Source organism: Vibrio sp. Vb1574, assembly GCF_033338675.1.
Map to the genome: position 1 here is coordinate 59,888 of NZ_JAWOTC010000021.1, position 9,972 is coordinate 69,859.

The following is a 9,972-nucleotide window of genomic DNA, read 5'->3' on the forward strand; positions in this document are numbered from 1 at the left end:
GAGTATTTTCTTCTTCGGAATGTGACTGAAGATTAAATGGCAGACAGCTGTAAATTACAGAATTGTACATAAGTCCCTTATGTAATTAATATGTTCGTCAATTTGTGACAGTTTTAACCTAAGCACAAAAACGGGTTTAACTCATTGACCGAGTTAGCTTATTAAGGGGAGCATTATTCTTTTTGAAGGTTTGAAAAGAAAATGGAAAAGGTAATTTTGGGCAAGTCTCCCGTTCTAAAGCTCCCTCTGAGGCCAAAGAACCCGTCAGGCTTGGAGATGGCGATATATAGATTTCAGGTTAAAGCGTACAAGCATTACCACAAGATAAAGGATCTAGATAAAACCTCGCCTAGAGAGGTTAAAGAAGCAGAGGAAACCGTTGCTCATTTGAATCGAGAGCGTGCCAAGATTAACGCGCATGCACAATTGCAAGAGCAGTTGCTTGCAGATTTAGAAGCGTATCGAGATGATAACAAAGATAAATCTAGTCCCGAGCTGGGGATGGAAAATCACCATCCTACAAATCGCTTGGTAAGTAACTTGTATGCTGTTTCAGAGCCGCAACCGTCCCCAAATCATGCAGCACATCATATCGTTATGGGTAATGGTCGAGTTAGGGCCATGACTGACGCTCGATTGCAAATGTTCATGTTTGGGATAGGTATTAACGACTCAATGAATGGTATTTGGCTACCACGTTCGACCGCCTACAAGGGACATTATACTACGCCAAATGCACCGACGCATTCGCGCATACATGGCAATAATTATCAGAGATGGGTTGGTAAATTGGCCGATATTCGTCACAATGAAAGCGCGTTTAAATCTAGACTTGTGAGAATCAAATCTCAGTTAAAGGATGGTTCTTACCCTCCCCAAATCCTTATGAAGAAAGACCCAACTTGGAACCCACCTGAATGAGTATATACCAAATAAGAAATCTCAATCGTTACTTTAAAGTCCTTGAGCATGACCCGTTCCAAAGGGCTATGGCTGCGGGCGATGGAGCTCTGTTGGATAGGCTTTTTAATGAGCCAGTAAGAGCAAAAGGGCTGGCCGACGTTTGGGTAGAAGAGAGTGTTAAATTTACCGCTCACTACAAAACGTCTGTAAAGATTCCAGACATATCCGTTTGGGGCTCATGGTTGGTACTAACGCCTCGAGCGGTTGAAGTGTTGAGACCATACATTGAAACAGATGGTGAATTTTTACCTATCGTGATAGATGGTGAGAAGTTTCAGGTTTTCAATGTCATGAGCTTTGGCGAAGAAGACAAGGAACACACGAAACACGAATACATTGATGGTCATCCGGCAGGATTGGAAATGCTCAAGTTCGTCGAGTCTAGTGTTACAGATAAGTACGTTTTTAAGTCGTTGATGCAAGGGTGTAACTTGCTGTATTGCGATGACAAGCTAAAGAACTTGTGTAATGAACATGACTTGCGTGGTGTTGAATTCGATTTAGATCTACTGGATGTATTTGACTATTAATCAGCTGTTTTAGATTTAACTAAACTTATCAGCGCATCAAATCGCTTTGTGCTTAGTTTGAACGCTGATAAGTGCTGACTCATACTCGATCTTACACATTTGCGGGTTAGCCACGACTAGATCATACAGTCGGTTTGCTGGTGTCAAAACTCACAATTGGACAGAATGTATGGGGCGCCCTGTTTTGCAAGTGAAAAATTCAAATAACGGAGTTGGTTTGCGCTAATGTATTCAAAGTCTAATTGGGGACACCTACATGCTACATAGCCCCAGCTCTACGATGAGACCCGCGCCAGATTGTCCTCAAAAATGAGAAAGCGTTCTATATCGCTGTTCTGTCCACAAGGTCTTCAATCTGGTGGTCTAACCGTTTTGTCATCTTTCATTTTCATATGCAAACTTGATTTATACTCTTATTTCAAATGGTTTCTTCGTAGCCATAACAGACCAAGCTATCCTCGCTAACTTATTGGCTAAAGCTACTAAAGCAACATTAAAAGGCTTTCGAAGTTTTAAGTCTGTAAGCCACGAGCCAAAGTATCTCTGAGCAGTTTCATCTCGCCATAAAACAGCCCTAGCTACATGGATAAAAAGCTCACGAAGTTCTTTGTTACCTCGCTTGGATACCCCTAGCATTCTTGGCTTTCCACCTGTTGAATATTGAAATGGTACTAACCCTAGCCAAGCTGCAAAGTTACGGCCATTGGAAAAGTCTTTAGGGTCGGAGACGGCAGACAGGCAGCAAGAAGCTGTCATAGGTCCAATGCCTGGTACGGTTTGTAATATGGTAAATAACTCATTGTCACGATTAAGAGTTTCCAGCTTCGTATCTTGCTCTTTAATTTTGTCATTAAGCTCATTGTAATGACTAAGCTGATCTCGTAACTCAAAGACAAGTAAAGAAGGAACTGGCTGCCCTGTATCTGCCAACCATTGAAAAAGACGCTTCATATTCGCATGCCCGCGTGGAAAGCTGAAGCCAAATTCAGTAAGGATAGAACCAATACGGTTCATCGTTGCTGTTCGCTCTCGAATATAGCCTGTTCTAATCCTTCGGCTATAGCATCTGCATCAATAAAATCATTCTTATGACTCTTCACATATGGCTTAACATATTGAGGGGGAATCAGCTTAACTTGATGCCCATATTCTTGGCATTTTCTTGCAAGCCAGTGAGCACCACAGCAAGCCTCCATTGCTATCAATGTTGGTTCATGCACAGAGATAAACTGTAGTAATTTACTTCTAGATAATTTGTGCCGATATTGTTCACGACCACTATAGTCGTGGCTAACTAGATGAAAAGCAGACTTACCTAAATCGATTCCAATAACTTTGATTGCCGACATAATGGCACCTCCCATATTCAGCGACATAGCTGAGTGTAGTGCAGGTGTGGGGCGTACCATCTTATTAATGAGCTACGAAACTCAACCTAGCAAGAGTATCGTCGATTAGTTTAAGTATTGCTGAGCTGGAGTTAACGCCAGCCATCACCGGTCCTGAGTAAGCGCAGCGAGTGAAGGGTCCGAGTGTATGGCATTGTTAGGTATTCTTCGCTAGTTGAGACGCAACGGCTTTAGATATCGGTAAATCTGTCGCCATTTCGACATAAAGAAATTGTCCGTCTGGGTTTACTTCTAAAAACACTGGCACACCATCCTTGTTAAGTCGAAAATCATATGCGCCATAGAGCAAGCCAAGCTTTCTATGATATTCAAGAAGTTTTTGTGAAAATCCTTTTTCTAGCTCGTAGCGTTTAATTGGTACTTTGTCTAATCGGCCATCTACTGGAGAGCGACCTTCGCTAAAGTGAACGCTAGCAGGAAACAATTGATCTCCAACTATGGTTATTCGTAGGTCCACGTCACCTTGGATATGATTTTGGAATATAGTTGGACATGCTGACAAGCTATCTAGGCTCTCTAAGTCATTGCGTGTTAATATTCTCGTTTCTTTAAGTCCATAGTGCCATGTGCTAACAGTTTTATAAATAACATCTCCACTTTGGGCATTTACAAACTCTCTAACAGAATTCGCATTTGTTGTAATTAAAGTATCAGGAATAAGAAACCCACATTTTTTTGCAATCGATAGTTGATATGGCTTAAGGATTGCGAGACTTCTAGCTGGAATGGGGTTAACCCAATTTGAACATATCGAAGATAACCCTCCATATAATGCAGCTCTCGTACTTCGTACGGAAAACTCAGCATCATCTTCTTGAGCAACTAAACTAGATACTTTTGGCGGCTTAGGCCGCCTGTTCCAAACTCCGAGCAATTGGCTTGTGTTAATAGTCTTTTCTCCAATGAAGAAAACTTCTTCACTAGATGAACAACTTACTTCAACAGTATTTTCAAGCGGCACGCTTGCAACATCTAGTATTTTTGAACAATACCCTTGCGCCTCAAGCTCCCGAGAAACAGAAAGCGCGTGTATGTCGTCTTGAGGCGCAAGGATCAATACGTCTAACATGTGTACTCCTTTCTTGTTGTTGTATTAATCGTCTGGATGTTGCCCATCTGATTGTGAGTCATCTGACACCCAGTTATCTAACCGGGGCTGTGATGTGCTAGGAGATGTTGAGTCGGACCAGAGAGTGGAACTTGAACTGGTATTGGCTGTTTCGGTGGCTAGAAGTCCTCGATTTCTTAACCACATTTCTTCCGCTTCATCTAAAGGCCTCGCAAAAGAAATGCCTAGTGATTGAGATGGCCTTTCCAATACAAAAGGTCTTTTGGCGATAAGATCTGAGGCCTGAATTCGACTAACAGACTGAAGTGTGGCGTCAGGTCTAAGTGTTACTTTAGACGGACTGCCTAGAGCAGATGCAGTAACGACGCCTTCACTAGCTGATGCGACATCTATCACATCCTGCTTTTTCATGTCATAGACTGTACCTTGATATTCAATACGGAGAATATCTTTTGTATGACCCACCACCGCGCAATTAAATGATACGCAAGATTCTCCAGGCTCAGTAATTTCAGCATCGGTTATCTCTTCGATTTTTTGGTCATTGATAAATTCATCAATCTTCATTTTCCCTCCTCAATGTAAATAAGGCATCGTTTAAATAAATAACGCCGCTTGGAAGCTAAACTAATCCCTGATTTCCTTCGTCAACAACCAGTATAGTCGATATTTAAAACCATTAGTTTTGGTATGGAAAAAAGCCAAGTTAGAGCATATTGTTCGTTAGTGCGCGTAACTCAGAATGGGGCATTTTTGATTTTGACTGATTTGTGCAACAGACTGTTGCACAATTAGAAGATTGGATTGGAGTTGTTGCAGAATTTGCAACAACTGAGGCTTTCCTCGAAGCCTTAGTACTTGATACTAGAAAAGTATGTATCCGAGTGTTAGGCCCACAACCATTATGATGATACTGGTTAACGTCATATTGTTGTCGACCCATTCATCAAGCTTACTCATTCGAAGTTCCTCTTTCTTTGCTAATCATGTCAAAACCATGTTCAACTCCATAAATTACTTCACGTAGAAGTGCCTTATTTGGTGAATTCAAATTAACAATGACTCGACCAATTTCATTACCCAAGTCACAAAACTCAATATCACCATCTGGAAGGCTATCAAGTGCTAACTTGAGGTTTGAAAGAAAAATATCAGGGTTCAGCAAATCTAAACTAGGTTCATCGAAAACCTCATTTCGGTTGGCCATGAAATCATCTGTAACCCGTTCTCCCCCGTCGGCGAAGGATATCCAATCAGGTTTTGTTTCGCTCTTTGCAAGCAAATCACTGTGGGTATTATAAGGAGTCATCCCTTCTAGCAACTCTTTTTCGGTCAACTTTTTCTTGCTCATCGCATACAACCTGACAGGATATTTAGATTAGTTGCAGTATAGCAAAATCAGCTAGACTGCCGTTAGAACGAATACGCTGAAACAAACTTCGGGGCAGAACCGATTTAGGGCAACCTGTCAAACCTAGTCACATCGAGATAAAGAAACTGACAGATTGCATTCAGACTAATTCAAGTTAGTTGATAAATGGGGCAAGTTTGGGGCAATAATGGGGCGAGTTAAGCATATATTTTTAAATGTTTAGGGTTTCTTTTGGTCATCTATGAGATGACTAGGAGAACCTTCATGTAGAGTGAGTTTTCTTAATTCATTGATTTTTATTGACTTATTTTCAATCCACCAATAACGGAACATTTTTGTGGTTGACATGATGAGCTGCAGTATAGATTTGCGTGGTTTTTACATCAGTATGCCCTAATTGTTCCTGAACAGTTCTAATGTCTGCGCCAGATTCCAATAAATGCGTGGCAAAACTGTGTCTTAGTGTGTGGCAAGTTACAGTTTTCTCAATACTTGCGTCGCTTGCCGCGCGCTTTACCGCTCTTTGTATTGCGCTTTCATTGATATGATGCCTTCTGAGTTCACCAGTGTCTCGATCTGCGCTTAACTTTGTTGATGGAAACAAAAAGTGCCAGTTAAAATCTAGCTCCGCTTTTGGGTATTTACGTCGTAAACCTTCAGAGATGTATACCCCCGCATAACCAGGCATGTGTCTATCTTTAAAATAGTAATCTCTTGCTAAATTAACCTGAGCTTTAAGCGGCTCATGTAGCTCTTTTGCTAACGTTACGGTACGATTTTTACCTCCTTTTCCTTGCCAAACACGAACTGCGCCATAATCATAATCGATGTCCTGAACTCTTAAGCGCAAACACTCCATGACTCGAAGCCCTGAGCCATAAAGCAGCTGAATATGGAGTTTATACCTCGGGTCGATATGTTGAACGAATCTTCGGATCTCCTCCCTGGTTAACACAACGGGAAGTTTCTTTTCGGTCAAGGATTTCTGAAATCTCATATCAAGTGATAGTGGGGTTTTAAAATAATCACGATATAAAAATGATATTGAGTTCAGCGCCAAAGCTTGCGTTTTTACCGCAACTTTTTCTTCTACCGCTAAGTAACTCAGAAATTGAATGACATCATCTTCTGCTAGTGTTGATGGGTGGGCGAGCTGGTGAAAAGTGATAAAACGTTTTATCCAAAATAGATAACTTTCGATAGTTTTATTCGCATAATGACGAGTAAGCATGTGCTCTTTTACACTAAGTAAAAACTGACTTTTCATGATAAATTAACCTGTTTATTTATACAGCTCCGTTAATGTATCACCACTTTTGAAATTAGCGTGCTGTGCGCCGCCTAATTGCGCGCGCCACCACACATATTCATACTGTTTTTCTATTTGTTTCATGCATATAAGTGCTACGATTGATAGCGCTTTTGATAAGAAAGAAGGCGGTAGCCTGCCAGAAAAACGGCAAATCGCCGTATAGAAAGCGTTATGAGCCAAGAGGATATTTAAATTGAGCAAAAAAACAAAGATACGGCTAGTTGTACTTGGTTCTGTGCCTAGAGATCTCGACTTATCATTGCTATCAAGTCGTAGCTCTGGCGTCTATGAAATCTTAAACTCAATCGAGACTTATGAAATTAACAAAGGCTCGGATGGTTACAATTGGGAGTTTTCCGATCAAATTTTAGGTGATTTGATTCCTGAAAAAGAAGGAGAAGAAATAACGATTACACTAACAAATGTGCCGCTAGAAGAAAACTGGTATAGCAGGCGACTAACAAATAATGTTGTCATTTTTACTTTCCACGAAATTGCGGATTATCTTCGTTTTCATAATATCGGACTGGAAAATGTAGTTTTTCGGTTACTTCATGCTTATACGCTCGTATACCGAGAAAACAAAGGCAGTATTCCCACCTGCTACGAATACAGTAATTTTACTCATGATGAAACCAAAGGTTGCATTTACGATATGAATGGCATCAAGTCAGATATCATATACTCTTGCGATGAACCTACAATTTGTGATTCTTGCTCTCAGCGATTGTTAACAAACGGGGTTTCGAGAGAATTAGTTTCTAAATCAAAGGATGAGCTAAAACTTGTCAGAAAGTCACTATTTTTCAGGCTGTCAGCGTGGGTTTCTGTACATCCAATCAGGTCAATTCTTATTGCCTCTGCTTGGTCTATCGTGATTGGAGTATTTTCTTCAGTTATAGCTAGTAATATATTCGGCAATGGCTCATAACAAAGCATTTAAGAGTGATTCGCAACGCTTGGCAGTTTCGCTTCGCTCAAGTATAGCCAAGCGTCGCTCACACCTTAATGCAGCGTTATATTTTTAAGGAGTACAGTTTGCATAGTTTAATAATTCATCGGATTGATAAAGAAAGACCCAGATGGAAAGTGAAAGCGCACAAACCCTTCTCACATTTTGACGAATATCTTTTCAATATAACTTATACACAAAGTGAAGGGTTAGACTTCAGAAGCAATATTTACCAGGAGCATATTTTTCATGAAATATTAAAAACCGGAAAGAACATTGCTTCAGACTCTCTCTCGTTACCTCAAAGTGAATTCGATGCTATCTTGGCATTAAAAGGAGGTTTTTGGTATCGCTTTAAAAGTAATATGGATAACTTTTCCACTTATGTAAGAAAATCGCAAAATATTGTAATATTATCTGTAGGAGGTAACGTAGTTACAGTAATATTCGATGATAACTTACAATTTGATGAGCCAGAGCCTCATTATTGCCCATGCGCATCTCTAGGTAGTCGAGGTTTTCCAGGGCAAGTATACTCATTTATGACACAACCTGGTCATAGAGCTAGAGCAATTAATGAGATAAAATCTTATACGGAGTACGGGAAGTATATAACGGTCATTGATCCTTATATACTAGGTAATATAACTGGAAAGTGTGAGATTAATGATAAATTTATTAATGTTGCAAAAAAGAAAAATATTGATGCTAGTATCATAGATTTTCTTACTAGAGAAAAAGGAAGAAGTTTTAGATCTGTAGAAAAGCTTATGAACTACCTAGGTAGAGCCAAATCTATAACCATATCAAAAAATAATAACTCCTGCCTATTAAATATAGCTAGTGAACAATTTATTCCAAATAGCTATGTGTCAGATTTTATGAAGTCAATGTCTCAGAGTTGTGTTAAGCATGTAAATCTACTTTACAGTTCTAGTCATTCTGACGACAAAAAGATAAAAGACGAAATAATTAACAAGCTTGGTAGCAAAGTGAAGTTTTATGATCTTGACACGTTTGATGATGTCTTTATTCACGATCGAGTTTGGGTAGTGGACTCCAAAGACGCAGTGGTTGTTGGTAATTCTTTTGGAGGTTTAGGTATGGATGCTATATCCTTCATTTTACCTTTGCCACGAAAAGACCTTGAAAGTCTGAAGAAAGTACTCTCCCCACATGGAATAAAAATATAACAATCTGTTTAAGAGTGATTCGCAACGCTTGGCATTTTTGCTATGCGTTGCGTCTAGTGGTTAAGGTGCCATGCGGAAGCTTCGGTATTGCGTTGCTCACACCTTAACAGGGCGTTAGCTGCTTGGAGAAGATTTATGGTTCGTGTAGCCCAAATCAAAGATTTAGATGTGTTGGTTAGCCTTTTCATTGCTGAGAATGAGCACAACTCAGACTTAGTCCCAGATGTTGTTCGCAAAACTGAAGATGTACTAAATGAGACTGAGCTTCAAGACATTCTATCTGATGAAAATCAGTTGCTTATTGTTAGCGAGCACGATGGAAAGGTAGTCGGAGCTTTATTGGGGAATCTCACTGACGTTAAAGAGCGTCGTTGGACGCAATCACGAACGTATGGATATATTGAAGAGTTAATCGTTTCTAGCGAAGCTCGAAAGCTGGGTGTAGCTACAGGGCTAGTTTCTTACTTTTCTAAGTGGGCTAGTGCTCTTGGCGCTAGTTCAGTTGACCTGCATGTTTGGTCAAATAACACAGGAGCTATCGGTTTTTATACTAGCGCCGGATTCGAATCAAAACAGAACCTGCTCTCCAAAAAGCTACGCAGCTAACAAAGCGTTTAAGGCGGATTCTCAACGCTTGGCATTTTCGGTTTGCTTTGAATTTAGTGTTTACAGCACAATGGTTTAGGTAGGGTGGTAGCGTTGCTCACCACTTAACGCGGCGTTATGTGCTCTGTCCTAACAAAAACTACGGTAGATGGATCTTATGAAGTTTTTTAATGTTAATGTGACTGATATATCGTCGGGAAAAGTAAAGACTAATATTACTATTCCTTTATTCATAGTTGTATTGGCAGGGAAACACACACCCGAAACCATCATTCGATTTCTGTTGCGAAATGCTGAATCCGATAACTGTGATAGTCAAGAGCTTAAACAGATATACAATGTAGTTGCTGACGTATTACAAGAAGCGGCAAAAGATGAACAACTATCGAAGTATTCGGGAATAATTGCAGATATTGAAGATAATGGTGAGCGTGTACTTTTATCAATTAAATAAGTGGTATATGTATTAACGTAACTGGCTGGCACGCACTTAGTATCAAGTTTGAAGTGCGACACTTAGAGTAGCTGCTCATAAATATACTCTGTTGGTGTCTTGTAACCAAGCC

The 9,972-nt window shown here is 40.1% G+C and carries 10 protein-coding genes and 1 pseudogene; 6 read left to right on the forward strand and 5 right to left on the reverse strand.

The window, feature by feature from the left end:
* Positions 1–201 precede the first annotated feature (201 nt).
* The gene (locus R7O12_RS14380; RefSeq protein WP_258692739.1) at positions 202–921 is read left to right on the forward strand and encodes an AHH domain-containing protein; all 720 of its coding nucleotides are present in this window, start codon (positions 202–204) and stop codon (positions 919–921) included.
* Complete coding sequence (locus R7O12_RS14385) at positions 918–1,493, forward strand: hypothetical protein (protein ID WP_262660144.1); 576 nt, start codon at positions 918–920, stop codon at positions 1,491–1,493. The genes R7O12_RS14380 and R7O12_RS14385 overlap by 4 nt, the downstream gene beginning before the upstream one ends.
* Positions 1,494–1,898: 405 nt before the next feature.
* On the opposite strand, the pseudogene R7O12_RS14390 reads toward R7O12_RS14385, so the two are convergent.
* From R7O12_RS14390 to R7O12_RS14410, 5 genes and pseudogenes are all read right to left on the reverse strand, one after another.
* A pseudogene (locus R7O12_RS14390) lies at positions 1,899–2,842 on the reverse strand (IS110 family transposase).
* Between the two features lie 196 nt (positions 2,843–3,038).
* Positions 3,039–3,971: a hypothetical protein gene (locus R7O12_RS14395; RefSeq protein ID WP_318126058.1), complete on the reverse strand. Its 933-nt coding sequence runs from the start codon at positions 3,969–3,971 to the stop codon at positions 3,039–3,041.
* A 24-nt stretch (positions 3,972–3,995) separates the two neighbouring features.
* Positions 3,996–4,538, reverse strand: a complete 543-nt coding sequence (locus R7O12_RS14400; protein WP_318126059.1) for a hypothetical protein — start codon at positions 4,536–4,538, stop codon at positions 3,996–3,998.
* A gap of 385 nt (positions 4,539–4,923) precedes the next feature.
* A complete protein-coding gene (locus R7O12_RS14405) occupies positions 4,924–5,322 on the reverse strand; it encodes a hypothetical protein (RefSeq protein ID WP_318126060.1) in 399 nt (132 codons plus the stop codon).
* 331 nt (positions 5,323–5,653) lie between these two features.
* Entirely contained in the window at positions 5,654–6,610 is a 957-nt protein-coding gene (locus R7O12_RS14410; RefSeq protein ID WP_318126061.1) for an integron integrase, read from the reverse strand.
* Between the two features lie 238 nt (positions 6,611–6,848).
* On the opposite strand from R7O12_RS14410, the gene R7O12_RS14415 reads away from it, so the two are divergent.
* The 4 genes from R7O12_RS14415 (at position 6,849) to R7O12_RS14430 (ending at position 9,860) form a co-directional block, all read left to right on the forward strand.
* Positions 6,849–7,586 carry a hypothetical protein gene (locus R7O12_RS14415; protein ID WP_318106029.1) on the forward strand — a complete coding sequence of 246 codons (738 nt, stop codon included), beginning with the start codon at positions 6,849–6,851 and terminating at the stop codon, positions 7,584–7,586.
* A 107-nt stretch (positions 7,587–7,693) separates the two neighbouring features.
* On the forward strand, positions 7,694–8,800 hold the full coding sequence (locus R7O12_RS14420) for a hypothetical protein (protein WP_069495188.1): 1,107 nt from the start codon (positions 7,694–7,696) through the stop codon (positions 8,798–8,800).
* 135 nt (positions 8,801–8,935) lie between these two features.
* Positions 8,936–9,406, forward strand: a complete 471-nt coding sequence (locus R7O12_RS14425) for a GNAT family N-acetyltransferase (protein WP_318106025.1) — start codon at positions 8,936–8,938, stop codon at positions 9,404–9,406.
* A gap of 157 nt (positions 9,407–9,563) precedes the next feature.
* Complete coding sequence (locus tag R7O12_RS14430) at positions 9,564–9,860, forward strand: hypothetical protein (RefSeq protein ID WP_318106022.1); 297 nt, start codon at positions 9,564–9,566, stop codon at positions 9,858–9,860.
* Positions 9,861–9,972: the final 112 nt, after the last annotated feature.